The organism is Aliivibrio sifiae (genome assembly GCF_002954705.1).
GTDB lineage: Bacteria > Pseudomonadota > Gammaproteobacteria > Enterobacterales > Vibrionaceae > Aliivibrio > Aliivibrio sifiae_A.
Genome location: NZ_MSCO01000001.1, coordinates 2,307,072 through 2,332,520 on the forward strand (window position 1 = coordinate 2,307,072; position 25,449 = coordinate 2,332,520).

22 protein-coding genes are annotated in these 25,449 nt (G+C 39.6%); 3 read left to right on the plus strand and 19 right to left on the minus strand.

Annotated features, from left to right (window positions below):
- Window positions 1-59: 59 nt before the first annotated feature.
- The 6 genes from eno to rlmD form a co-directional block, all read right to left on the minus strand.
- On the minus strand, window positions 60-1,358 hold the full coding sequence (gene eno / locus BTO22_RS10330) for a phosphopyruvate hydratase (protein ID WP_105055396.1): 1,299 nt from the start codon (window positions 1,356-1,358) through the stop codon (window positions 60-62).
- 78 nt (window positions 1,359-1,436) lie between these two features.
- The gene (locus tag BTO22_RS10335) at window positions 1,437-3,077 is read right to left on the minus strand and encodes a CTP synthase (RefSeq protein ID WP_060991754.1); all 1,641 of its coding nucleotides are present in this window, start codon (window positions 3,075-3,077) and stop codon (window positions 1,437-1,439) included.
- A gap of 130 nt (window positions 3,078-3,207) precedes the next feature.
- Window positions 3,208-4,029 carry a nucleoside triphosphate pyrophosphohydrolase gene (mazG, locus tag BTO22_RS10340; protein ID WP_105055397.1) on the minus strand — a complete coding sequence of 274 codons (822 nt, stop codon included), beginning with the start codon at window positions 4,027-4,029 and terminating at the stop codon, window positions 3,208-3,210.
- Window positions 4,030-4,130: 101 nt separating this feature from the next.
- Window positions 4,131-5,264, minus strand: a complete 1,134-nt coding sequence (locus tag BTO22_RS10345) for a flagellin (RefSeq protein WP_105055398.1) — start codon at window positions 5,262-5,264, stop codon at window positions 4,131-4,133.
- A 203-nt stretch (window positions 5,265-5,467) separates the two neighbouring features.
- Entirely contained in the window at window positions 5,468-7,705 is a 2,238-nt protein-coding gene (relA, locus tag BTO22_RS10350; protein ID WP_105055399.1) for a GTP diphosphokinase, read from the minus strand.
- Window positions 7,706-7,782: 77 nt separating this feature from the next.
- Entirely contained in the window at window positions 7,783-9,099 is a 1,317-nt protein-coding gene (gene rlmD, locus BTO22_RS10355; RefSeq protein ID WP_181044592.1) for a 23S rRNA (uracil(1939)-C(5))-methyltransferase RlmD, read from the minus strand.
- A gap of 174 nt (window positions 9,100-9,273) precedes the next feature.
- Here rlmD and barA point away from each other — a divergent pair, with 174 nt between their 5' ends.
- Entirely contained in the window at window positions 9,274-12,063 is a 2,790-nt protein-coding gene (gene barA, locus BTO22_RS10360) for a two-component sensor histidine kinase BarA (protein WP_105055401.1), read from the plus strand.
- A gap of 38 nt (window positions 12,064-12,101) precedes the next feature.
- Here barA and acpS read toward each other — a convergent pair whose 3' ends face one another.
- The 11 genes from acpS to rpoE form a co-directional block, all read right to left on the minus strand.
- A complete protein-coding gene (gene acpS, locus BTO22_RS10365) occupies window positions 12,102-12,482 on the minus strand; it encodes a holo-ACP synthase (protein ID WP_105055402.1) in 381 nt (126 codons plus the stop codon).
- Complete coding sequence (pdxJ, locus tag BTO22_RS10370) at window positions 12,482-13,213, minus strand: pyridoxine 5'-phosphate synthase (RefSeq protein WP_105055403.1); 732 nt, start codon at window positions 13,211-13,213, stop codon at window positions 12,482-12,484. Before pdxJ ends, acpS begins: the two co-directional genes overlap by 1 nt.
- Window positions 13,210-13,926, minus strand: a complete 717-nt coding sequence (gene recO, locus BTO22_RS10375; protein ID WP_061003168.1) for a DNA repair protein RecO — start codon at window positions 13,924-13,926, stop codon at window positions 13,210-13,212. Before recO ends, pdxJ begins: the two co-directional genes overlap by 4 nt.
- A gap of 162 nt (window positions 13,927-14,088) precedes the next feature.
- Window positions 14,089-15,054, minus strand: coding sequence for a GTPase Era (gene era, locus BTO22_RS10380; protein ID WP_105055404.1), 966 nt, complete (start codon window positions 15,052-15,054; stop codon window positions 14,089-14,091).
- Window positions 15,054-15,725, minus strand: a complete 672-nt coding sequence (gene rnc, locus BTO22_RS10385) for a ribonuclease III (protein WP_105055405.1) — start codon at window positions 15,723-15,725, stop codon at window positions 15,054-15,056. The genes era and rnc overlap by 1 nt, the downstream gene beginning before the upstream one ends.
- Before the next feature lie 10 nt (window positions 15,726-15,735).
- Window positions 15,736-16,638, minus strand: a complete 903-nt coding sequence (gene lepB, locus BTO22_RS10390; protein WP_105055406.1) for a signal peptidase I — start codon at window positions 16,636-16,638, stop codon at window positions 15,736-15,738.
- Window positions 16,639-16,756: 118 nt separating this feature from the next.
- On the minus strand, window positions 16,757-18,550 hold the full coding sequence (gene lepA / locus BTO22_RS10395) for a translation elongation factor 4 (protein ID WP_105055407.1): 1,794 nt from the start codon (window positions 18,548-18,550) through the stop codon (window positions 16,757-16,759).
- An 89-nt stretch (window positions 18,551-18,639) separates the two neighbouring features.
- Window positions 18,640-19,125: a SoxR reducing system RseC family protein gene (locus BTO22_RS10400; RefSeq protein ID WP_105055408.1), complete on the minus strand. Its 486-nt coding sequence runs from the start codon at window positions 19,123-19,125 to the stop codon at window positions 18,640-18,642.
- A gap of 5 nt (window positions 19,126-19,130) precedes the next feature.
- Entirely contained in the window at window positions 19,131-20,108 is a 978-nt protein-coding gene (gene rseB / locus BTO22_RS10405) for a sigma-E factor regulatory protein RseB (RefSeq protein WP_105055409.1), read from the minus strand.
- Window positions 20,108-20,728, minus strand: coding sequence for an RseA family anti-sigma factor (locus tag BTO22_RS10410; protein ID WP_060991769.1), 621 nt, complete (start codon window positions 20,726-20,728; stop codon window positions 20,108-20,110). The genes rseB and BTO22_RS10410 overlap by 1 nt, the downstream gene beginning before the upstream one ends.
- Before the next feature lie 30 nt (window positions 20,729-20,758).
- On the minus strand, window positions 20,759-21,337 hold the full coding sequence (gene rpoE / locus BTO22_RS10415; RefSeq protein WP_061003248.1) for an RNA polymerase sigma factor RpoE: 579 nt from the start codon (window positions 21,335-21,337) through the stop codon (window positions 20,759-20,761).
- A 316-nt stretch (window positions 21,338-21,653) separates the two neighbouring features.
- On the opposite strand from rpoE, the gene nadB reads away from it, so the two are divergent.
- Entirely contained in the window at window positions 21,654-23,273 is a 1,620-nt protein-coding gene (nadB, locus tag BTO22_RS10420; RefSeq protein ID WP_105055410.1) for an L-aspartate oxidase, read from the plus strand.
- Between the two features lie 40 nt (window positions 23,274-23,313).
- On the opposite strand, the gene BTO22_RS10425 is transcribed toward nadB, so the two are convergent.
- Complete coding sequence (locus BTO22_RS10425) at window positions 23,314-23,604, minus strand: hypothetical protein (RefSeq protein ID WP_181044593.1); 291 nt, start codon at window positions 23,602-23,604, stop codon at window positions 23,314-23,316.
- A 70-nt stretch (window positions 23,605-23,674) separates the two neighbouring features.
- Complete coding sequence (locus BTO22_RS10430; RefSeq protein WP_105055412.1) at window positions 23,675-23,935, minus strand: FAD assembly factor SdhE; 261 nt, start codon at window positions 23,933-23,935, stop codon at window positions 23,675-23,677.
- A gap of 181 nt (window positions 23,936-24,116) precedes the next feature.
- Between BTO22_RS10430 and ygfZ the strand changes: the two genes are divergently transcribed.
- Window positions 24,117-25,073: a tRNA-modifying protein YgfZ gene (gene ygfZ / locus BTO22_RS10435; RefSeq protein WP_105055413.1), complete on the plus strand. Its 957-nt coding sequence runs from the start codon at window positions 24,117-24,119 to the stop codon at window positions 25,071-25,073.
- The last annotated feature ends 376 nt before the right edge of the window (window positions 25,074-25,449 follow it).

Here is a 25,449-nt window from a genome sequence, read left to right on the forward strand (position 1 = left end):
TTATATCTAAATTCTAATCGAACGATTAAAGAATTAAGGCATTTTCTCAAAAATTGAGATTATTGACCTTTAACTTCTTTAAGACCGTTGAATGGCGCTAGTTCACCTAGAGCTTCTTCGATACGGATTAGTTGGTTGTACTTAGCAACACGGTCAGAACGGCTCATAGAACCAGTTTTGATTTGACCTGCAGCTGTACCAACTGCTAGATCAGCAATTGTTGCATCTTCAGTTTCGCCAGAACGGTGAGAGATAACTGCTGTGAAACCAGCATCTTTAGCCATCTTGATTGCAGCTAGAGTCTCTGTAAGTGAACCGATTTGGTTGAACTTGATAAGAATTGAGTTAGTGATGCCTTCTTCGATACCACGAGCAAGAATCTTAGTGTTTGTAACGAATAGATCGTCACCAACTAGTTGGATTTTATCGCCTAGAAGTTCAGTTTGGTGTTTGAAACCAGTCCAATCAGACTCATCAAGACCATCTTCGATAGATACGATAGGGAATTGCTCAACAAGACCAGCTAGGTAATGGTTGAATTCTTCAGCCGTAAATTTCTTACCTTCGCCTTTAAGGTCGTAGATACCGTCTTCTTTGTTGAAGAACTCAGAAGCAGCACAGTCCATAGCAAGAGTAACGTCTTTACCTAGCTCGTAACCAGCAGCTGCAACAGCTTCTGCGATAACTTCTAGCGCTTCAGCGTTAGATTTAAGGTTAGGAGCGAAACCACCTTCATCACCAACTGCAGTGCTGTAGCCTTTAGACTTAAGAACTTTAGCTAGGTTGTGGAAAACTTCTGCGCCGATGCGTAGAGCTTCTTTAAGTGTTTTAGCGCCAACAGGTTGAATCATGAATTCTTGAATATCAACGTTGTTATCAGCGTGCTCGCCACCGTTGATGATGTTCATCATTGGTAGAGGCATAGAGAATACGCCTGCAGTGCCGTTTAGTTCAGCAATGTGAGCGTAAAGAGGAATAGATTTAGCAGCTGCAGCAGCTTTAGCATTTGCTAGAGAAACAGCAAGGATTGCGTTAGCACCGAAGTTTGCTTTGTTTTCTGTACCATCTAAATCGATCATGATTTGGTCGATTTCAGCTTGGTTTTTCGCGTCTTTGCCGATTAGAGCTTCTGCGATTGGACCATTTACAGCTGCGATAGCTTTAAGAACACCTTTACCTAGGAAACGAGATTTGTCGCCATCACGTAGCTCAAGAGCTTCACGAGAACCTGTAGATGCGCCAGATGGAGCAGCAGCCATACCTACAAAACCACTTTCTAGGTGAACTTCAGCTTCAACTGTTGGGTTACCACGAGAATCGATGATTTCACGACCTAGAACTTTAACGATCTTAGACATTGTGTTTCCTCTACTTTATCTTTAATTTAAAAGCTAAAAATAGCTGCTACAACATTGAGCAGCCATCCGTAAATCCTATTACTTTTCGAATTCACCGCGAGCATTTTCGCCTGCTGCTTTAACAAAACCTTCAAATAATGGGTGACCATCACGAGGTGTTGATGTGAATTCTGGGTGGAATTGAGCAGCCACAAACCATGGGTGGTTAGGAAGTTCAATGATTTCCACAAGCTTCTTATCAGCTGATAGACCAGAAATTTTAAGACCGGCTTTTTCAAGCTGAGGAAGTAAATTGTTGTTTACTTCATAACGGTGACGGTGACGCTCTTCAACAGTTGCGTTACCGTAAAGCTCACGAGCTTTAGAACCTTTCGCAAGGTGACATAGCTGAGAACCTAGGCGCATAGTGCCTCCTAAATCTGACTTCTCAGTACGCTCTTCAACATTACCTTCGCCATCAATCCACTCAGTAATTAGACCAACAACTGGGAATTTCGTGTCTTTAGAGAATTCAGAAGAGTGAGCCCCTTCCATATTAGCAACGTTACGCGCATATTCAATTAACGCAACTTGCATACCAAGACAGATTCCTAAATATGGTACTGCATTTTCACGAGCGTATTGAGCAGCAAGGATCTTGCCTTCAACACCGCGGTCACCGAAACCGCCAGGGACTAGAATTGCATCTAGACCTTCTAGGATCTCTGTACCTTTAGACTCAACATCTTGCGAGTCTACATATTTAATAGTGACGTTTAGACGGTTTTTCAAGCCCGCATGTTTTAATGCTTCGTTTACTGACTTATAAGCGTCTGGTAATTCTATGTATTTACCAACCATACCGATAGTAACTTCACCAGTTGGGTTCGCTTCTTCATAAATTACTTGTTCCCACTCAGACAGGTCCGCTTCTGGAGCTGTGATTCCAAAACGTTGACATACTAAATCATCAGTACCTTGCGCTCGGATTAATTGTGGGATTTTGTAGATTGAATCTACGTCTTTCATTGAGATAACTGCTTTTTCTTGTACGTTACAGAAAAGAGCAATTTTCTTACGTTCGTTTGCTGGAATAACACGATCAGAACGGCAAACTAGGATATCTGGTTGGATACCAATAGATAGAAGTTCTTTTACTGAGTGTTGAGTCGGCTTAGTTTTAAGCTCACCCGCTGCACCTAAATAAGGAACAAGAGTTAAGTGCATAAACATTGTGTGTTCACGGCCTAGCTCAACAGCAAGTTGACGAATCGCTTCCATGAATGGTAGAGATTCAATATCACCAACAGTGCCACCAACTTCTACGATTGCGATATCATGGCCATCAGCGCCAGAAATAACACGTTCTTTAATCGCATTCGTAATATGAGGGATAACTTGAATAGTTGCACCTAAGTAGTCGCCACGACGTTCTTTACGTAGAACATCTGCGTATACTCGACCCGCTGTAAAGTTATTACGTTTAGTCATTTTGGTGCGAATGAAGCGCTCGTAGTGACCTAAATCTAGATCAGTTTCTGCGCCGTCTTCCGTGACGAATACTTCACCGTGTTGAGTTGGGCTCATAGTGCCTGGATCAACGTTGATGTATGGGTCAAGCTTCATCATAGTGACTTTTAAGCCACGAGCTTCAAGAATAGCTGCTAATGATGCTGCTGCAATACCTTTACCTAGTGAGGATACAACCCCGCCAGTTACAAAAATGTAATTCGTCGTCATACGTTACCTGAAATTGGTGTAATGAGGAATAAAATGGATTTTATCTGGACGGGAAATGAATATACCAGAACCGCTTTATCGCCACAACGTGAAAAGTATCACAGTTAATTGATTTATTTTTTGCTCCAAATCAATTCTGCTCACTTCGCTTCACATTTTCCCATTCTGAGTCTAGTTCATTTAAATCACATTGCTGTATAGTTTTGTGTTTTTTGGCGACGTTCACTTCAATTTGACGAAAACGGCGTTCAAATTTATCATTTGCCTTGCATAACGCTTGCTCTGGATTTTTTCCTAAATGACGAGAAAAATTTACTGTCGCAAAAAGTAAATCGCCTAACTCTTCTTCTAATTTATCTTCATCTCTTGGTATTTTTAAAGCTTCCTCTAATACCTCTGCAACCTCTTCATTTACTTTATCAGCAACCGGTTTTAGTTCATCCCAATCAAAACCAACTTTTGCACACTGTTTTTGAATTTTATTTGCTCGTAATAACCCAGGTAAAGCACTTGGAATTGAATCTAAAATACTCTGTTGAGAAGATGAATATTGCTTCAATAATCCTTTATCCAAGCGTTCTTTCTGCTTCACTTTATCCCAATTCGCTGCAATTTCTTCTTCTGATGAAAATACATCACTTCCAAAGACGTGTGGATGGCGACGAACCAACTTTTCATTTAGTGTCTCTACTACATCATTAAAATCGAATAACCCCTCTTCTTTCGTCATTTGCGCATAGAAAATGACTTGGAATAATAAATCACCTAACTCTTCTTTTAAGTTCTCCCAGTCCTTCTTATGAATTGCATCCACTACTTCATAAGTCTCTTCTATAGTATGTGGGATAATAGAATCAAACGTCTGCTTTCTATCCCATGGACAACCTGATTCTTTATCTCTTAATTGAGCCATTATTAAGAGTAACTGTTCAATGCTATTTTGAGCGGTCATATCTATCCCTTCGATTTAAAAACAAAAAAAAGCGGTGACCATTATAGTCACCGCTTTTTTAAAAATACATTCGCCTTAAATTAAGAAGGCTTTTTGTTAACTTAACCTAACAAACTCATTGCCATGCTTGGTGCTTGTTTTGCTTGTGCCAAAATTGACGAACTTGATTGACTTAAAATTTGCGTCTTCGTTAAGTTCGTTGTTTCTTTAGCAAAGTCTGTATCTTTAATTTGGCTATTTGAATCAGTTATATTTTCATTGATGTTCGTTAAATTTTTAACGGCACTTTCAAAACGGTTTTGGAATGCACCTAATGAAGCACGATTGCCATCAACATACTCTAGAGCAGCATCAATCACATCAATAGAGCGCTGAGCGCCACCAACAGTTGTTAAGTCCATTGACGCAACAGTATCGTCTGACTCACCACCCATCTTTAATTCGTTTGCTAAAGAACCATTAAACTCTAATGGTGAAGAAATATTTTCACCTGACATGAACACTTGAAGTACACCATCTTCAGTCACAGAAGCGCTTAGCTCATTTGTTTGACCATTAATGTACGTCGCTAATTCTTCGATGTCATCTCCTGCCTTTGCAGAGATTTGGATCTCTTGAGGGCTGCCGTTTTTATCATTGTATGTCACATTAAACTGCGTATTTTCTTTACCTACAGTCCAATTGATATCGCGACCTTCTTCTGCGAAGTACGATTTACCACCCATTGTTGCTGCGTCAGCACGCATGCTGTTTAGTGTCATTGCGACTGCTTCACCAGAATCAGCACCAATTTGGAAAGATTTTGTGCCAAATTCGCCATTAATTAAACGAGTACCAGCAAAAGAGGTTGTTTCTGCAATACGGTTTAACTCATCTGTCAGTGAGCTTGCTTCTTCTTGCATCGCTTGACGATCAGCATCAGTATTTGAGCCGTTTGAAGATTGTAATGATAGATCACGTAAACGCTGCAGTACGTTTGTTGTTTCTTTCATTGCACCTTCAGCCGTTTGTGCAATAGACATACCATCATTGGCGTTTCGAACTGCTACGTTCAAGCCACGAGTTTGTGCTGTCATACGATTTGAAATTTGCAGACCAGAAGCATCATCAGCTGCGCTGTTGATTTTTGAACCTGAAGACAATTTCTCCATTGAATCAGCTTGAGCAGCCGTTGCATTGTTCATGTAACGTTGTGCTGTCATTGCTGAGATATTTGTATTTACTGAAATTGACATAATGTTTGCTCCGGTCGGCTTCACTTATTGTTATAGGATAAGAAGCCTATAATTCATCGTTGATACACATATTTACGGCCTGAGTTTTCAGAACTTGAGATCTTTTTTCAATAAAAAAGCCGAATGTCATAAATAACATTCGGCTTAAAAAACATAATTATCAACAATCAACAACTTAACGTTAACAATTCATTTTTTTATCATTACGATAATCGAATCGCTTCTATTACGTCTTTTACTTGTTCAACTCTAGTAATTAATCGGCCAAGAATATCCGCATTAAATACTTCCAAATCAAAATCCATGATAGTTAGTTGTTTCTTATAATCATTTCGGCTTTTCATGCCTGACACTTTTACTTTTTCATTAGCAAATAAACTTGTCAGATCTTTCAATAAACCAGAACGATCCATTGCAGTGATCCGCAATGTCAAAATATAAGAACCGACAAAACCACTGCCCCACACGGTATCAATAATACGCTCTGCCGCATGGTGGCGTAATTCATTTAATTGATCACAGTCACTGCGATGAACCGATATACCACGACCTTGTGTTATATATCCAGCAATGGGGTCACCAGGGATCGGTTGACAACAACGAGCAAGGTGAGTCATTAAATTATCAACACCTTCAACGACAACCGCGTCATTACGTTTCTTATTTTGTGCTTGGGCATGAGCTTGAGCTTTCGCCTCTGACTCTTGCAGTTGCTCTAAAGCTTTTTGATCTTCTTGTGCTGCAGTTGGTTTATTAACAAGCGCATTAATATGATTAATCACTTGGTTAATACGTAAATCACCACTCCCAACACCCGCATATAATTCGTCAGGGGTATTAACATTAAAGCGCTTTAAAGCATATCTCTCCGCATCTTTTAATGTACCGCCAATCTTAGCAAGTTCAACTTCTAAGATCTCTTTACCTGCATCAAGATTCTTTTCACGACTCTGTTTTCTAAACCACGCATTAATCTTAGCCCGAGCGCGACCTGAGTTAACAAACCCAAGTGTTGGGTTTAACCAATCTCGTGATGGGTTAGGCTCTTTTTGGGTGATAATCTCAACTTGATCCCCCATTGTCAGCTGATGTGTAAATGGAACGATTCGTCCACCTACTTTAGCTCCAATACAACGATGACCTACTTCTGAGTGAATGTGATAAGCGAAGTCTAGCGGTGTTGCCCCCATTGGTAAGTCGACCACATCACCACGTGGCGTAAAGGCATAAACGCGATCATCAAATACTTGGCTTCGAAGTTCATCAAGCATTTCACCAGAATCAGACATCTCTTCTTGCCAATCAAGCAGCTTACGTAACCACGTAATTTTTTCATCATAGCCACTACGGCTGCTGTTTGATGAACCTTCTTTATATTTCCAATGCGCTGCAACCCCTAACTCAGAGTCTTCATGCATATCCTTGGTACGGATCTGGATTTCAATCGTCTTCCCTTCAGGGCCTAATACCACTGTATGAATAGATTGATATCCATTTGGTTTAGGATTTGCTACATAATCATCAAATTCACTTGGCAAATGCTTAAATTTAGTATGAACAACACCAAGAGCCGCATAACAATCTTGGAGTTTGTCAGCAATAATACGAACCGCACGCACATCAAATAGCTCGTCAAATTCCAAGCTCTTTTTCTGCATCTTACGCCAAATGCTGTAGATGTGTTTAGGGCGTCCACTCACCTCTGCATTGATATTATATTCATGCATTTCATCACTCAATCCGGTGACGAAATCCTCAATATATTGCTCACGAACAATACGGCGCTCCGATAATTGTTTAGCAATTTTCTTATAAGTATCAGGATGCTGATAGCGGAAAGAATAATCTTCAATTTCCCATTTCAACTGACCAATACCTAGGCGATTTGCTAATGGTGCATATAAGTTATTACACTCTTTTGCTGCAGCTCGGCGTACTTCATCTGGTTCGTTTTTTACTTCACGTAGATTACAAATACGCTCTGCCAATTTAATGATCACACAACGGAAATCGTCTACCATCGCCAGTAACATTCGACGGATATTATCCACTTGAGAAGACGCTGATTTTGCACCTACAGATGCATTCAGTTGACCAATCGCGTCCATCTCTTCAACGCCATCGATCAATTTTTCAATTTCTTTATTGTAGTTCTCAGTTAACGTTTCTCTGCCTAAAACACCAGAGGAAACTAAAGGAAATAACTGAGCGGCAATAAGGGTTGGCTTGTCCATGCTTAAGGTGATCAATATTTCGATCATCTCACGACCACGCCATAGCAAGAGCTGTCCTTCTTCATGAGAAGCGACTAACTCTTCACATTGTTTATACACCTCTGTTAATTTTTTTGAGGTGTTTTTATCTTGTTCAAGGCTGGTGATCCATTCACCTAACTCGAACTCTTCATTTTCCTTAAGATGTGCTCCGCGAACTGCGACCATGTCCGTTTCCTATAATCCAATTTTATAATGATTCTGTTTGGCTCCATTTAGCGTTTCTGATATTTTTTTACTACCAGTTATCGCTCAAACAAGGCCATAGATTCTAAATGTCCTGTCTGTGGGAACATGTCAAGCATTCCTAGCCTCGTCAGCTTGTAACCGTGTTGAATAAGTAATTGGCTATCGCGTGCAAGCGTTGCAGGATTGCACGATACATAAACCACGGTTTGAGGTTTCAATTTTGCCACAGTTTGCATCACTCCTGCAGCCCCTGCTCTAGCAGGATCGAGTAAAATCTTTGTAAACTTTGTGCTAGCCCACACTTGATAATCAATGCTTTCTTCTAAATTTGCTTGATAAAACGTCACATTGTCTAGTGCATTTCTTTTTGCATTCGATTGAGCGCGTTGAACCATCTCATCCACACCTTCAATCCCAATCACCTTTTGTACTTGTTGAGCAAGAGGTAAACTGAAATTCCCTAATCCACAGAATAGATCAAGTACGCTATCGTCAGCATTAAGATCTAACCAATTCAGGGCTTGGTTTACCATGCTTTCATTTATTGACGCATTTACTTGAATAAAATCTTTAGGTGTAAAATAAATTTTAGCGCCATTAATAAGATAATACGGTTCTTCTCCACGCACATGATTCAATACATCTGATTCAGGCATTAGGTATAGAATCAAATTGCGTTCTTCACAATAATTAACTAACGCTTGATTGTCTTTTTCATTAAAGTCAGCCATATGTCGAATAAGTAATACGCTGCCATTATCAGCTTGTACTAACTCTACATGTCCTAAGTTCTTTTTACCTTTGAGTTGATTCAATAAGACATAAAGTGACTCTAGATGCTGGTCAAGTTCATTAACTAAAACTGGACAATGGCGAACATTAACAATGGCTTTGCTCTGTTTTTTTCTGAATCCAAAATCAAGCTGATGCGTTTGTTTGTTAACCATTAAACTAATACGAGCTCTACGGCGGTAACTTTTTTCGTTACCAACAATAGGGGCAACCATATCACAACATTCAACCCCTTGTTTTTGCATTAACTCTTGTAGCTTATTATTTTTAGCTACAATTTGTTCATCATGTTGTAAGTGTTGTAAATTACAACCACCACACTCATGATAATGATGACAAATTGGCTCTTGGCGTTTACTGCTTTCTTGTGTCAGCTTAATTAAGGCTGCACGAGAATACTGTTTTTTCTGTTCTGTAAATTGAATGATGGCCTTTTCTTCAGGTAAAGCGCCCTCAATAAACACTGGCTTCTTATCCACAAAAGCGATACCGGCGCCGTTATGATCTAATCGAACCACATCAACAGATTGATGCTTACTGTTTACTGAAGCTTTCTTTTTAGCTTTGAAGAATTGAGCCATGATTATTGCCTGATTTACTGAAATTAGCGCCATTATACCGAAACCACATTAAGATGTAGCGCTGATTAGTAATTCATTTACGTTTCAGTTTACGATTTCCGCATAGAATAATTGAGGTTACTCTCTAACTTGATTAAGCTACGCGCTCAAGGAAGTTAATCAGAACGAATAAATATGACAAAATACGGTTTGCGCGCGCGAGTCATCACCCTGACATTGGCACCAACATTAATTATCGGTTTACTACTTAGTGGTTTCTTTACTATGAACCGATACAATGATTTGGAAGCTCAACTAATCTCTAGCGGTACAAGTATCATTGAACCACTAGCGATTTCGAGTGAATACGGCATGACGGGTAAAAACCGAGAAGCGGTCCGACGCTTGATCAGCTACGCTCATCGAAAACACTCTAAGATTGTGCGTAGTATTGCCGTATTTGATGAAAAACATGAACTGTTTGTAACCTCCAACTTCCATCCTAACTTTGAAAGCTTAACGTTTCCTAAAGACAAACCTATTCCTCTATTACTTGATATTTCATTTCAAGATGAATCATTAATATTAAGAACCCCTATCCTTCCTGAGGGGCAATTTTCAGCAAACTTTGACTCATCACATATGAATGAGCCTTTGGGCTACATCGCTATAGAACTCGATTTATCTAGCTTACGATTACAACAATACCAAGAAATATTTTCCGCTTTAATTGTTTTGATTCTCGGGCTTAGTTTGTCAGGTGTTTTTGCTTATCGCTTAATGCAAGATGTAACCCAACCGATTTCGCATATGGTTAGTGTGGTTGACCGGATCCGTCGTGGCCATTTAAATGTACGTATTGAGAACAAATTGCATGGTGAACTAGATACCCTTAAGAATGGTATCAATGCCATGGCGATTTCTTTATCTGAATATCATGTTGAGATGCAACAAAGTATCGATCAAGCGACGTCTGACTTGCGTGAAACCTTAGAGCAATTAGAGATTCAAAACGTAGAGTTAGATATTGCGAAAAAACGAGCTCAAGAAGCAGCTCGTGTTAAATCTGAATTCTTAGCCAACATGTCTCACGAATTAAGAACACCACTTAATGGTGTGATTGGCTTTACGCGCCAAATGCTAAAAACCTCTCTTTCAGCACACCAGCAAGATTACCTACAAACAATTGAACGCTCAGCAAATAACCTATTAACCATCATTAATGACATTCTTGATTTCTCAAAACTAGAAGCTGGTAAGTTACTGCTTGAGAACCTGCCATTTAATGTTCAAGACAGCCTTGATGAAGTGGTTAGTCTTCTTGCTCCAAGCGCCCATGAGAAAGGGTTGGAAATAACCCTTAAAATTGATCAACGTGTCCCATCAGGCCTCATTGGTGATCCATTACGTATTCAACAAGTGCTTAATAATCTAGTGGGTAATTCCATTAAATTTACCGAAAAAGGCAATATTGATATCTCTGTTGATCTGAAACATTTGCATGATGACAGCATTGATCTTCAGTTTGTTGTTCGAGATACCGGGATTGGTATTTCTGAGCGCCAACAAGCTCAACTTTTCCAAGCATTCAGTCAAGCTGATGCGAGTATTTCTCGACGCTATGGTGGTACAGGTCTAGGGCTTGTGATTACACAAAAACTAGTGGCTCAAATGGGAGGCGAGATTGGTTTAAGCAGCCGCCTACACCAAGGGTCTACCTTCTGGTTTACCGTTAAAATGACTCAAACTGAATTACCAATGATTGATGAACGTGACGTTCAACAGTTAGATAAGAAAAAGCTGCTATTAATAGAGCCAAATATGCAGTCGGCTTCTATTTTACAACAGCAGTTCATTCATCATGGTGTGTTTGTTACCTATCGCTCAACTCTGCCTGAAAACATTGAACCCCATGATTTTGCATTGATCAGCTTAAGTTCTAACGCAAAGCCAAGTGCAGAATTATTGAAAGTCATCTCAGATAAATTATCACCTTATTGTCCAAAGATTGTCATTGGCTTACCAAGCACTGAACTTGCCCTAACAGAAAAACTGAATCAGCTGCCACATATAACATGTTTATCAAAACCATTTGCTAAGAAAAAATTATTAGATGCGCTCTTAATACAAAATCAGTTTGAGCAGGTTCCTGCTCTGCCTGATCTAATGGCATCCCATGATGCAGCGCAGCGTTTACCTATTAAAGTGATGGCTGTTGATGACAACCCAGCAAACCTCAAACTCATTTCAGCTCTTTTACATGAACAAGTTGAGACGGTAGTTACTTGTAAAAATGGCATCGATGCAGTTCAACAAGCCACAGAACAAACATTTGATATCATATTAATGGATATCCAAATGCCTAAAATGGATGGTGTAATGGCCTGTAAAGAGATCCGTAAAACAGTTTTAAATGCTCAAACACCAATTGTGGCGGTGACTGCTCATGCAATGGAAGGCGAACGAGAACGCCTGATCAATGAAGGAATGGATGATTACTTAACAAAACCAATTGAAGAACATGTATTACAACAAGTTATCATTCATTGGAGCCCACTTACTGACAATAGCGATGTCGAAAAAATAACTATCCTTCCTGACGTTATTCCGGAGGCGTCGATGAAGGAAGTTCAAGATAATATTGCCGAAAGCATAGATTGGACTATCGCTTTAAAACAGTCAGCAGGAAAAGAAGATCTCGCAAAAGAGATGCTACAAATGCTTATTGAGTTCATTCCTGAAGTTAATGGATGGATAGAGAAAGCACTCGAAGGAGATTCTTCAGCAGAAGAATTATGTCAGTATATCCATAAATTACACGGCAGTAGTTCTTATTGCGGTGTACCACGATTAAAACAATTATGTAATTTAATCGAGACATCACTCAGACAAGAGCAATTAATCGCAGATATTGAGCCTGAATTATTTGAACTTCAAGATGAAATGGAAAAAGTAACCAAAGATGCACAACAATGGCTAAGTTGAGCAGAGGTCAACTCACTTAGCACAAAGTATTAGCACGCTTAAGATTCAAGAATCACGGTTGCTACCGCGTAATGACGCTCATCAGAAATAGTCAGGTGAATATGAGAGACACTCTTTTGTTGTGATAAAGCAAGCGCCTTACCTGAGAGTGTTAATAGTGGTTTACCATTCTCATCATTAGAGATGGTAAAATCATGAAAGGTAACACCGTGTGCAATACCGGTCCCTAACGCTTTAGAAGCGGCTTCTTTTGCTGCAAAACGTTTAGCTAAGAAGCGTCCTTTTTGCTTTAATGATTGATATTTATTAAATTCAGATGTGCTTAAGATGCGCTCAGCGAACGTATCTCCTGAACGAGAAAGGGCTTTCTCAACCCTTTCTATTTCAGCTATATCAGTCCCAAGACCAACAATTGCCATTATTTACGAGCACCTAGCATTATTTTATGCATATCAGCGACCGCCTTCTCTAATCCATCAAACATAGCTCTTCCCATAATAGAGTGGCCAATATTTAATTCATAGATTTCTGGCAATGCAGCAATAGCTTCAACATTATGATACGTCAAACCATGACCAGCATTAACGATAAGACCTTTACTCGCAGCATAACTTGCGCCTGCGGCAATTTTTTTAAGTTCTTTATGTTGTGCTTCTTCGGTTTCAGCATCGGCATAAGCACCAGTGTGCAACTCAATAAATGGCGCACCACAAGCGACAGCAGCATCAATTTGTTCGTTATCTGCATCAATGAATAAAGAGACTTTAATACCAGCCTCTGATAACGTTTGAGTCGCAGCTTTGACTTTTTCAAGCTGACCAGAAACATTCAAACCACCTTCAGTCGTCAACTCTTCACGCTTTTCTGGCACAAGGCAAACGAATTCAGGTTGTGTATCTAATGCAATTGCAACCATTTCATCCGTCACTGCCATTTCTAAATTCATTCGTGTTTGTAGCGTTTCACGTAAAATACGCACATCACGATCTTTTATGTGGCGACGATCTTCACGTAAGTGAATCGTAATACCAGCAGCACCAGCACGCTCTGCGATCTCTGCAGCATGTACAGGATCTGGGTATTTAGTCCCTCGCGCATTTCGAAGGGTTGCTACATGATCGATATTAACGCCAAGTAAAATTGAACTCATTTTAGAATACTCCTTGTTCTTGGAAGAAATAGCTCCCTACTTTTGAGGGGCTTTCCGCCAAGATAAGGCTTTAAGGCTATGCGTGTAAAGCGTTTTGCTGCTTTTAATTGTTCAGGAGTAACAAATCGACGTTCACTAATCGCAATTAATTCATTCCCTTTAAAGCTCATTAAAGGATCATGTCTAATAGATGCCATAAAGCCTTTCTGCTCTCGATAACGATACGTCATCTCAGGAGAAACCATTTCACCACTACCAGCACAGTGTAAAAAATCTACACCGTAGCCCATTGAAGATAACAAGGCTAATTCAAAACGACGCAAAGCTGGTTCAGGATTCTTAGTTTGAGCTAATTCTGTTAATGCGGTGAGATAATCAAGGAAAAGAGCTGGATATGGCGTTTCTTGTTCAATCACGCGTACAACAAGTTCGTTGATATACATGGCTGAGTATAAATTTATTCCAGTTAATGGGATTGCTAAGCTGATGCTTTCAGCTTGACGCAGTGTCCGCATCGAACCCTTACCTGACCATTTCATTAACAGTGGAGTAAATGCTTGCAGTACACCTTTTAAATTAGAACGCTTACTTCGCGCTCCTTTGGAGATAATAGATAAACGCCCATACTCTTCGCTAAACACATCTAAAATTAGACTGCTTTCACTATATGGTCTTCGGTGCAGGACAAAACAGCGTTGTAAGCCTTCTTCCACGTTTTTTACCTATTTAATTAATATACGCTCGCTAACAATAAAGCTTCGCTTCTAGAGACTATAAAAGATCTCTTTCGTTATAACAAAAAAATCCCAAACAACTTAAATTAATTCACTTAAGTTATTCAGGATCTAGCTCTTATAGTTTCTAGTTTCTAGAAATTATAAATCGTCGATATAACCTAGAGAACGAAGTGCTCGCTCATCATCAGCCCAACCAGATTTAACTTTAACCCAAAGCTCTAAATACACTTTGCGATCAAATAATTCTTCCATATCAATACGAGCTTCACGACCAATAACTTTGATCTTCTCGCCATTTTTACCAACAACCATTTTCTTCTGACCTAAACGCTCAACAAGAATTAGGCCATTAATATGGAAGCCATCCATCTTAGGGTTGTAATCAAAACGTTCAATTTCAACGGTTACTGAATATGGAAGCTCTTCACCCGTAAAACGCATTAGCTTTTCACGAATAATTTCAGACGCCATAAAACGTTGAGAACGGTCAGTCACGTACTCTTCTGGGAAGTGATGTACTGCTTTTGGTAAATGCTGACGAACCAACTTTTGTACAAAATCAACGTTTGAGCCTGATTTTGCCGAGATTGGCACAACATCAACAAAGTCCATTTTCTCAGTCATGGTTTGAAGATGCTGCATAACGTCATTTTTATCTTTAACGTTATCTACTTTGTTTACTAATAAAACCGTAGGGAACTCTGCTTTTTTCAGCTTGTTCAATACCATCTCATCATCTGGAGTCCAGTGTGTACCATCAACCAAGAATAAAACCAAGTTAACATCGCTCAATGATGAGTTTGCAGCTCGGTTCATTAAACGGTTAATCGCACGTTTTTCTTCAATGTGAAGCCCTGGAGTATCCACGTAAATTGCTTGGAAATCCCCATCTGTATCAACACCCATAATACGGTGACGAGTCGTTTGAGGTTTACGAGATGTTATTGAAATTTTCTGACCCAAGATTTGGTTCAGAAGCGTAGATTTACCTACGTTTGGACGGCCAACAATAGCAATGAAGCCACAGTGCTGGTTGTCACTTGTTTCTGTTTTTTCTTCTGATGCGAAGTATGCATCTAGATCAAATTCTTTGTCATCTGACATTAGTTTAGTTGTCCTAATGCTATGTCGGCAGCCGACTGTTCTGCCTTGCGGCGGCTGCTTCCTTTGCCGATAACAGGCTCATCCAAGCCTGCTACGATACATTCAATAGTGAACTCTTGATTATGAGCTTCACCTTTAATTTTTGTTACCGTGTACGTTGGTAATGGTTTGCGACGACCTTGCAGATATTCTTGAAGACGGGTTTTAGGGTCTTTTTGAGAAACTCCAGGCTCAATAGAATCAAGACGGGTTTTGTACCACGCTAAAATAATTTCACGAATGACTTCAGTATCACTGTCTAAATAAATCGCACCAATAATTGCTTCAACGGCATCAGCTAAAATTGAATCACGGCGGAAACCACCACTTTTCAATTCACCTGGACCTAAAAATAGGTAATCACCCAGTTGAAACTCACGACCTAATTCTGCCAATGTATGGCCACGAACTAAGGTTGCACGCATGCGGCTCATGTCACCTTCGTCCACTTTAGGGAATCGGTGGTAAAGTTCATCAGCAACAACGAAGCTCAAAATTGAATCACCAAGAAACTCTAAGCGTTCATTATGAGTACCATTAGCACTACGGTGTGTCAGTGCTAATTTTAGAAAATTTTCATCATTAAATTGATAGCCTATTTTCTTTTCTAGGCGTTGTAGTGGAGAATTCATATTAGTTCAATCAGTCTATGCCACCGATGCGGTTAAAACGCACACCAGTAGGAATAAAGGAAGGTAGCACGCTATCGCTACCACGTTCAAATTCAAAGCTGATCCAGATCCCGACCGCTTTACCCACTAAGTTCGCTTCAGGTACAAAACCCCAATAACGACTGTCGGCACTGTTGTCACGATTATCGCCCATTACAAAGTAGTTTCCTTCCGGAACAACCCATTCGTTGTAACCTGGTCTTGGTTGATACATAGACACACGATCAGATCTCATTGGGTTAACCAAAATATTATGCGTAGTATCTTTCGCTAACTGTTCGGTATATTGAACTAAATTAGTGCGATCTTGCATAAATTCACTGTCTTTCATGTTCGTTAACGGGATGATATTACACTTGCTTTCACCCTTTGGTTTTATACATAACTGCTTCGAAGAGCTATAGATAACAGTATCACCTGGTTCACCTACTACACGTTTAATATAGTCGATATTTGGTTGAGGTGGATATTTAAAAACAACAACATCACCACGCTCAGGCTTACCCATGTCTACAAGTTGTGTACGCCAAACAGGATCTTTAATTCCATAAGAGAATTTTTCGACCAAGATAAAATCACCGACTAAAAGCGTCGGCATCATCGAACCGGATGGGATCTGGAACGGCTCATAAATAAATGAGCGCAACACTAAAACAAGGCCAATCACTGGAAAAATAGAAACAGATTGCTCTATCCACGCAGGTTGTGGAGCAACTTTTGCAAGTGTTGCTTCGTCAACTTGTCCATTCGCTTGCGCACTTGCTGCTGCAATTTTTTGCTTGCGCTTTCGTGCCAATACGAATTTATCAATAGCCCAAATAACACCAGTAAATAGAGTTACAAGAACTAAAATCAGTGAAAAAGTGTTCGCCATTTCATTCCCTTAAGTTAAGTGTTGCAATAACAAAGAAAGCGAAGACCATTGATCATCGCTTTCTTTGAGCTGTAATAAAGCTTAGTTTACTTCACTCTGAAGCATCAGGTGTTGTAAATTAATCTTTACCTACATGAAGAATCGCAAGGAAAGCTTCTTGAGGTAATTCAACATTACCAATCTGCTTCATACGTTTCTTACCTTCTTTTTGCTTCTTCAACAGCTTCTTCTTACGGCTGATATCGCCACCGTAACATTTTGCGATTACGTTTTTACGTAATTGCTTAACTGTTGAACGCGCAATAATATGAGCACCAATCGCAGCTTGAATAGCAATATCAAACATTTGACGAGGGATGAATTCTTTCATCTTCTCAACCAACAAACGGCCACGGCTTTGTGCATTTTCATGGTGAGTAATGATCGCTAATGCGTCAACTCTATCACCATTGATCAATACATCTACACGCACCATGTTAGATACTTCATAGCGTTGGAAATTATAATCAAGTGATGCATAACCACGAGAGGTCGACTTCAAGCGGTCAAAGAAATCTAAGACTACTTCAGACATAGGAACATCATAGGTCAATGCAACTTGATTGCCGTGATATACCATATCAACTTGAACACCACGTTTTTCAACACACAGTGTAATTACATTACCTAAGTACTCAGCTGGAACTAGAATATTACAACGAGCGATAGGTTCACGAATTTCTTCTAAGTCGTTTACTGCTGGTAATTTTGATGGACTATCTACGTACAGTAAATCACCGTTATTCAAAACAACTTCATAAACAACCGTTGGTGCTGTTGTGATTAGATCCAGATCGTACTCACGCTCTAGACGTTCTTGGATAATCTCCATGTGAAGCATTCCAAGGAAGCCACAACGGAAACCAAAACCAAGTGCTGCTGAGCTTTCTGGTTCATAGAAAAGCGACGCATCATTTAGACTTAATTTACCTAGTGCATCACGGAAGTTTTCATAATCATCAGAAGAAACAGGGAACAGACCTGCATATACCTGTGGTTTCACTTTTTGGAAACCCGGTAGGCGTTCTTCACACCCGCCTTTAGCGTGTGTTAGCGTATCACCTACTGGTGCGCCTAGGATGTCTTTAATACCACAAACCACCCAGCCAACTTCACCGGTATTTAGTCCATCAGTATCAATTTGTTTTGGCGTAAAGATACCAATGCGATCAATACCCCAAACTTGGCCTGTACTCATTACTTTGATTTTGTCATTTTTCTTTAGTGAGCCGTGTTTAACTCGAACTAAAGAAACAACACCTAAGTAGTTATCAAACCATGAATCAATAATCAGGGCTTGTGTTGGGCCTTCAGGATCACCTTCTGGTGCTGGAATTGACTTAACGATAGTTTCAAGAACTTCATCAACGCCTAAACCTGTTTTTGCAGAACAACGCGTTGCTTCCATCGCGTCAATGCCCACAATTTCTTCAATTTCTTCTGCAACACGCTCTGGATCAGCAGCAGGTAAATCAATCTTATTTAAGATTGGCACTACTTCTAGGTCCATTTCGATTGCTGTATAACAGTTTGCTAGCGTTTGAGCTTCAACGCCTTGGCCTGCATCGACTACCAATAATGCGCCTTCACAAGCAGCAAGTGAACGCGATACTTCGTATGAGAAGTCAACATGTCCAGGAGTATCGATGAAGTTTAGTTGATAGGTTTCACCATCTTTTGCCGTATAGTCTAGAGTTACACTCTGGGCTTTAATAGTAATACCACGTTCACGTTCTAGATCCATTGAATCAAGAACTTGTGCGGCCATTTCACGGTCTGACAGGCCACCACAAACTTGGATTAGGCGGTCAGATAGTGTTGATTTACCGTGATCGATATGGGCAATAATAGAAAAATTACGAATATGCTTCATGAATGACGTGACAAACTCAATTAGTTAATGGGATTGGATCGTGAGATCAAGTAATGGGATTCTACCCAATTTCCTCGCAAGTCGCTATCTTATCCTGCAGCATTTACTGAGATAGTGTCAGAAATGGTCTCACCAAGGACTCGGACTAGGCTAACTTGTTGTTCTGTGTTCTGTTCAATACGATGAGAAAGACGTTTTGCAAAAAAATACCCTCCCCATGCTGAGAGTCCAGAAATCATAATGGTAATGGCTTCTCCCATTCCAATTAATGGAGAGATTAACCATTCTGAAAACAACGCGCCGAACAAAAGAAAAAACAGAGGTACTAAATAAACAATTGCGGCAGATTGCAGTAAATTTTTTTCTGGCAATCCAATTTCAACCATTTGCCCTACTGTCAATTTTTTATCCGTATGAAAAGCCCAGTGATGAACTTTTCCCGGAAGTACCTTAGAAACGATACCTGTGCCGCATGAATCTTTCGATGAGCAATGGTTACAGCTGCTTTTTTTTTGGCAACCAACCACTACTATATCGTCTTGAATATCAAGTACCGTTGCTAGTGCTGTCATCATAAGCGCTACTTACTCTCACTTTTTAGTACTGGCATGTTAAATACCACAGACTCTGCAATGCGCTTTGCCGTTAATGGTGGAATATCACCAACGACGCTAATTTCATAATCACCCTGAATATAGCTGTAGAGTGAACGTCTGCCTTGACGGATTGACTGCTCTTTATTACTTAACTTATCGGCCTCAGAAATATAGACAGAAAAATTAAATAAGCCATCAGAATACATATTACTCTCAACTGAACGTTGATTCATTGCTAAGCGATAGCGATTAAAATGAACATCTTTAAATCCATTAGGAAGCCAGTTTACCTCCCATGCAGACTTCTCTCCGGTCACAGCAGGAAGAGGCAGTACTTTAGGTAATTCAGCATCACCCAAGCGTTGCTTCATATATTCTGCTATTTGCTCATTCACCGTATATGAAATAACGCGATACTGTTCAATAATATCCCCTTCACGACTCACTAAGTCAGTTCGTAATGGTAATTTACTGCGTTCATCAATCCAGACAATGTAGGAATAACGATTGCCATCTCGTGAAACAATACGAACAACCTGAGCCGGTGCCCCTGCTTCTCTCGCTCTACCCATTGAGACAAAATCATAATATTCCTTTAGTAAAGCAACGTCTTTATGTAACAAAGGAATAACTGGAGCAACAATCGCTTCAGACTTAATCGTAAAAGGTTTATTACCTTGCTCTAAATAGGTAATTTCATCATTCCTACGGATAACCTCCCTCATAGAACCACTCAAATAAACAAGATGAGAAAGGGTCATTTTGTCTAAATGAGAGTGACGATACATAAATGGTTCTATGCTATTTTGCTTAACTCTAATATAGGAAAGCTCATAGTTTAACTTGTGGCTTGCCTCTCCCATTTGATGCAACAAAGCCTCAGCAGAAGGCGCATCTTCGGCTGAGGCTAATATTGGGAGGAAGCTGACCAAGGCAATAAAGCTGATCAGGATACGTTTCATTATTCTGCCAATAGTGTATTTGTCTCTAATAGATTGCGATCAATCGAACCATCGTGAGCATTCAAACGAAGTTGCAATTCATAATCTTGCAGCATCGCATTGATACGTTTACGCTGTTCCATTACATCAGCTTCTGTTGATGTTTTCTTAACTAAAGAATCACGCGTTAAGCTCACTGGTTCAGCCGTTCCACTAAAGGGAATGGTATCGAGAACTTGTATATCACCACTAGTAGCAGGAATCACACCAGAGTCAGCACCGTTATATTGTTGAACACCAACAATAACAACTAAAGAAAAACAGGCTGCCATCGCTACTTGGCTAAATTGTGTCATCCAACTTGGTAATGTCTTCTTTGCTTCACTAGGTGTTGGTTGTGAAGGCATGAAATCCGTCACAGTATCATTCATTTGATGAACAGGTTCATCTTCAAGAGCAAGTGCGACATTTGCTGCAATATTCCATTCATTGCTAGCAGGTGCATCCCCCCTCATTACATCACCAATTAAATGGTAATTTTTCCAGGCTTCTGCATTTTCAGGTTGCGATAACGATTCGATGAACGCATTGTCCATCTCTTCATTATCAATAAAAGCAGAAATTTGTTCTTTATCAGTCATTGTCTTCACCGTTTGACCGTTGGAAAATAATTAACGCTGCACTAGCGGTTGGATCTTTTTCTCAACAACTTCACGAGCTCGGAAGATACGAGAACGAACCGTACCAACCGGACACTCCATTACAGCAGCAATTTCTTCATAACTTAAACCTTCTAGTTCTCGTAACGTAATTGCTGTTTTTAAATCTTCAGGTAAACCATCAATTGTCGAAAATACAATTTGTCGTAATTCTTCCGTCAATGATAAGTTTTCTGGATTAGTGATCTCTTTTAATGCACTATCGCCGTCATAATATTCGGCTTCTTCAGCATCAACATCCGATGCTGGCGGTCTACGTCCTTGGGCGACAAGATAGTTCTTAGCTGTATTTACTGCTATACGATACAACCAAGTGTAAAATGCACTGTCCCCTCGAAAGGTTGGTAACGCACGATACGCTTTAATAAACGCCTCTTGCGCCACATCTGGCACATCACCACTATTTTTCACGTAACGAGCAACAAGGTTGCATACTTTGTTTTGGTACTTAATCACCAAATGATTAAACGCTTGCTTATCGCCACGCTGAACACGCTCAATTAAAACCTGATCTGTTAACTGCTCACTCATTGGAGCGGGTACTCCCATGTTATTCTTCTTAGATGCGCATTAAGTTTACATTACGCAATAGCTAATCACTTAAATTTAGCTATATCACAATTAACTTGAGCACTATGTATGAGTTTCTAATATCTAGAAAGTTCCTTTATTATTACATTTTTTTATCAATTTAATAGTTCCATGATTAACTTTAAGACTTCTATACGGTTTTTATGGCCTATTTTCTATTTTTTATTCTTGATATTTAAGATTCCACCTCAAAATATGACGCAATCTCATAGATTCTGGTAAAATACTCAGATAATCACAGGATAATGATGAATATATGAACATAACCAATGAACACAGTTGTGACGTTTTAGTCATAGGTAGTGGTGCTGCTGGTCTTTCACTTGCACTTAGAGTCGCACCACATGGAAAGGTGATCGTTTTAAGTAAGGGGCCTCGTAATGAAGGCTCGACCTATTACGCTCAAGGGGGCATTGCTGCCGTATTTGATGAAAGCGATACGGTTGAATCTCATGTTAATGACACTCTTGTCGCTGGCGCACACATCTGCGATAAAGACGTAGTTACCTTCATTGCTGAAAATGCAAAGCATTGCGTTCAATGGTTAATCGATGGTGGTGTTCCTTTTGATCATGATGATGAAAAAGAAATCGACATCTCAGATCCTAAATTTCATTTAACTCGTGAAGGCGGCCATAGCCATCGTCGTATTCTGCATGCTGCAGATGCAACGGGTAAAGCGATGCAAACCTCGCTACAAGATAATGTTGTGAATCACCCTAATATCTCTATCTTTGAGCGCCATAATGCGCTTGATTTAATCACTGAAGATAAAATTGGCGGTGATGCAGATAAAGTCGTTGGTGCCTATATTTGGAACCGTGATGCCGAGCATGTTGAAACCGTTCGCGCTAAATTTGTTATTTTAGCCACAGGTGGGGCTTCTAAGGTTTACCAATATACCTCTAATCCTGACGTATCTTCAGGTGATGGCATAGCAATGGCATGGCGTGCAGGTTGTCGAGTTGCAAATTTAGAATTTAATCAGTTCCACCCGACTTGCTTATTCCATCCAGACGCTCGTAACTTCTTAATGACAGAAGCATTACGTGGTGAAGGCGCTTATTTACGTCGCCCTGACGGTACTTGCTTTATGCCTGATTTTGATGAGCGTGGTGAATTAGCTCCTCGTGATGTTGTAGCGCGCGCAATCGACTTTGAGATGAAACGTTTAGGCGCTGACTGCATGTATTTAGACATCAGCCACAAGCCAGTCGATTTTATTCATCATCATTTTCCTACCATTAATGAAAAATTACTTTCATTTGGTATTGATATGACGAAAGAGCCAATCCCAATTGTTCCTGCAGCCCATTACACTTGTGGCGGTGTCATGGTTGATAAACAAGGCCAAACGGATATTGATGGCTTATTTGCGATTGGGGAAGTAAGTTACACAGGTCTTCACGGAGCCAACCGATTAGCATCAAATTCATTGTTAGAGTGCGTTGTTTATGCGTGGTCTGCTGCTGAATACATCATCAAAGACATGGAAAATCGAGAACTACCACCGTCATTACCAGCATGGGATGAGAGTCAGGTTGAATGCTCAGATGAAGAAGTAGTAATTCAGCATAACTGGCATGAATTACGCTTATTTATGTGGGATTACATGGGAATAGTTCGTACAGACAAGCGTCTAGAGCGAGCACTTCGCCGTATTCAACTACTGAAGCAAGAAACACACGATTATTATAGTAACTTCCGTGTATCTAATAACTTAATTGAATTACGTAATTTATTAGACGTCTCTGAATTGATGGTTCGTTGTGCGATGGAGCGTAAAGAAAGTTGTGGTCTTCATTACACTCTAGATTACCCAGAAGCTTTAGAAGAATCAGGCCCTACGATTTTAGCGCCAAAAGACTTTAAATAGAGTATTTGAATAAACAATATCAACACTAGCTATTGTTTAATTACCTTAAAAGCACCATTAATTGATGGTGCTTTTTTGTATCTATTGCATCGCTAAACAGATAAAAATAATGACCCGCATACGCATTTTTCGCGTAAATAACACTCAAACATCGACTTAACCAAAATACCCTAATAACAACCCAATCACGGTGGTCATCAGATTCTTTATCGGTAAATGTATATGTACCTTGCAACTCTAAAAGAGAATGATAAATAAGAGTAAGATGTTCGCAGCTATAATAGAAAAGGTAAGGCAATAAAGGGAATGGAATAATATCTAACAATAACATCGCCCACCCAGCGCACAGATAACAACCATGCAAAGTAAGATAGGCGACATTAGAAAAGTTAAGGGTTACCTTAACGGAGTTTACTGAGGTTATGCTCAACAATCTTATCTATAATTGCAGCGTGAGCAAGGTTATCACTTCGACCATGACCCATGACCCAAGTAAACAAATCAGGATCATCACATTCTAATAAAGAAACAAAACCTTGCTGTTCTGCTTCGGTAAGCTCTTCAAAACATTCATCAAAAAATGGCATTATTACCACATCTAATTCCAGCATCCCACGACGGCAAGCCCACTTGACTCGTGCTTTTTCTTCGACACTGTACATACTGTCCCCTAGATAAAAATAGAAATAACTGGCCTGAGTTTATCAGTCTCTCTCTATGACAACCATGATCTAAAGTCACAAGATGAAGAAGATGAGACATAAAACTACTTGTTTCTTTTTACTGACATTTAAAATGTAGGCATTTACTATAAAGGAAATAATCTAACCAAATAAGAATTTTATGATGAGCACTCTATTCCCAGCGTTATCAATAAAAAAAGGCGACACACTTCCAAGCTTTGCGATTTCTGAACTGAATGATTGGGCGTTAATTACTATGGTTGGTAACGATAAAAAATCGTACTTACATGGTCAAGTAACCTGTGATGTGGTTGCTTTAGCTCAAAATGAAATTACTTTTGGTGGACATTGTGATGCAAAAGGCAAGTTATGGAGCATATTCCATCTTTTCCACCACAATAAAGGCTATGCTTTATTTCAACGCAGAAGCTCTGTAGAAACTGAACTTACTGAAATAAAAAAATACTCAGTATTCTCTAAAGTAGAGATCGCGATTAGTGATGAAATATTACTTGGTTTTACAGGAGAAGAAGCCCAGACCTGGATTAATAATAATACCGACTCACAAGAAGATGTACGTGTCTCTGCATTTGGTACTTTTGCAAAAATCGGAGCTTTGCAATGGTTACTTGTTACCACTATAGCTCAAAAAGAAGAGCTACTTTCTTCTGTAACTGAAGCGACATTATGCGACAAAGAATTGTGGACTCTTTACCAGCTACAGCAAGCTTTCCCTCAACTTGATTCAGCATTAAGCAATGAACATATTCCTCAAGCCATGAATCTTCAGGCTCTTGGTGGCATCAGCTTTAAAAAAGGGTGTTATACAGGTCAAGAAACGGTAGCAAGAGCTAAATATCGCGGAATGAATAAACGAGCGATGTATTTATTATCAGGACATTCAGAACAAACTCCAGCAGCTGGAGATGCTATTGAACGTAGTGTCGGGGATAACTGGCGTAAAGGTGGCGTGATCGTATCAGCCTTCCGTTTTGCTGGCGGTGAAACGCTCGCTCTCGCTATTCTTCCAAATGATCTTGATGAAGATTCTCAATTTAGGCTTCAAGATTCAATCTGGGAAAAACAGTCTCTTCCTTACTCACTAGATGAAGAGTAAAAGCAATCAACAGTCTATAAATAATTAACTGCTCTTAATTGTTTCGAGAATAGGATTAAATTACATCATTACATTCTAAAGTTGATCTTAAACGCACAATTAAATGATAAGAACTGAATTGTTATTTGTTTATTATGAATAAGTAGCAATTTGGTAATTCATTAGCTATCTTAATTATGTTCTTTTCTTACGAAAGAACGCATAAATTGTTTAACTCCAAACAATTTACTCCAATATACCTATATATATTGGAAATGCATCTGTGACTGTTTGCCCGAATTTATTTCGGGCTTTTTTTTATCTATTTCTAATTCCCCCCCTCAGAAATACTATTTAATACCGAATAAAGATCAAATTTAAGAATATAAAAACACAA

Bases quoted from the DNA above. Each gene is read 5' to 3' on its own strand.
- eno (WP_105055396.1), bottom strand. From the start codon at position 1,358: ATGTCTAAGATCGTTAAAGTTCTAGGTCGTGAAATCATCGATTCTCGT.
- BTO22_RS10335 (WP_060991754.1), bottom strand. From the start codon at position 3,077: ATGACGACGAATTACATTTTTGTAACTGGCGGGGTTGTATCCTCACTA.
- mazG (WP_105055397.1), bottom strand. From the start codon at position 4,029: ATGACCGCTCAAAATAGCATTGAACAGTTACTCTTAATAATGGCTCAA.
- BTO22_RS10345 (WP_105055398.1), bottom strand. From the start codon at position 5,264: ATGTCAATTTCAGTAAATACAAATATCTCAGCAATGACAGCACAACGT.
- relA (WP_105055399.1), bottom strand. From the start codon at position 7,705: ATGGTCGCAGTTCGCGGAGCACATCTTAAGGAAAATGAAGAGTTCGAG.
- rlmD (WP_181044592.1), bottom strand. From the start codon at position 9,099: ATGGCTCAATTCTTCAAAGCTAAAAAGAAAGCTTCAGTAAACAGTAAG.
- barA (WP_105055401.1), top strand. From the start codon at position 9,274: ATGACAAAATACGGTTTGCGCGCGCGAGTCATCACCCTGACATTGGCA.
- acpS (WP_105055402.1), bottom strand. From the start codon at position 12,482: ATGGCAATTGTTGGTCTTGGGACTGATATAGCTGAAATAGAAAGGGTT.
- pdxJ (WP_105055403.1), bottom strand. From the start codon at position 13,213: ATGAGTTCAATTTTACTTGGCGTTAATATCGATCATGTAGCAACCCTT.
- era (WP_105055404.1), bottom strand. From the start codon at position 15,054: ATGTCAGATGACAAAGAATTTGATCTAGATGCATACTTCGCATCAGAA.
- rnc (WP_105055405.1), bottom strand. From the start codon at position 15,725: ATGAATTCTCCACTACAACGCCTAGAAAAGAAAATAGGCTATCAATTT.
- lepB (WP_105055406.1), bottom strand. From the start codon at position 16,638: ATGGCGAACACTTTTTCACTGATTTTAGTTCTTGTAACTCTATTTACT.
- lepA (WP_105055407.1), bottom strand. From the start codon at position 18,550: ATGAAGCATATTCGTAATTTTTCTATTATTGCCCATATCGATCACGGT.
- BTO22_RS10400 (WP_105055408.1), bottom strand. From the start codon at position 19,125: ATGATGACAGCACTAGCAACGGTACTTGATATTCAAGACGATATAGTA.
- rseB (WP_105055409.1), bottom strand. From the start codon at position 20,108: ATGAAACGTATCCTGATCAGCTTTATTGCCTTGGTCAGCTTCCTCCCA.
- BTO22_RS10410 (WP_060991769.1), bottom strand. From the start codon at position 20,728: ATGACTGATAAAGAACAAATTTCTGCTTTTATTGATAATGAAGAGATG.
- rpoE (WP_061003248.1), bottom strand. From the start codon at position 21,337: ATGAGTGAGCAGTTAACAGATCAGGTTTTAATTGAGCGTGTTCAGCGT.
- nadB (WP_105055410.1), top strand. From the start codon at position 21,654: ATGAACATAACCAATGAACACAGTTGTGACGTTTTAGTCATAGGTAGT.
- BTO22_RS10425 (WP_181044593.1), bottom strand. From the start codon at position 23,604: ATGTTATTGTTAGATATTATTCCATTCCCTTTATTGCCTTACCTTTTC.
- BTO22_RS10430 (WP_105055412.1), bottom strand. From the start codon at position 23,935: ATGTACAGTGTCGAAGAAAAAGCACGAGTCAAGTGGGCTTGCCGTCGT.
- ygfZ (WP_105055413.1), top strand. From the start codon at position 24,117: ATGATGAGCACTCTATTCCCAGCGTTATCAATAAAAAAAGGCGACACA.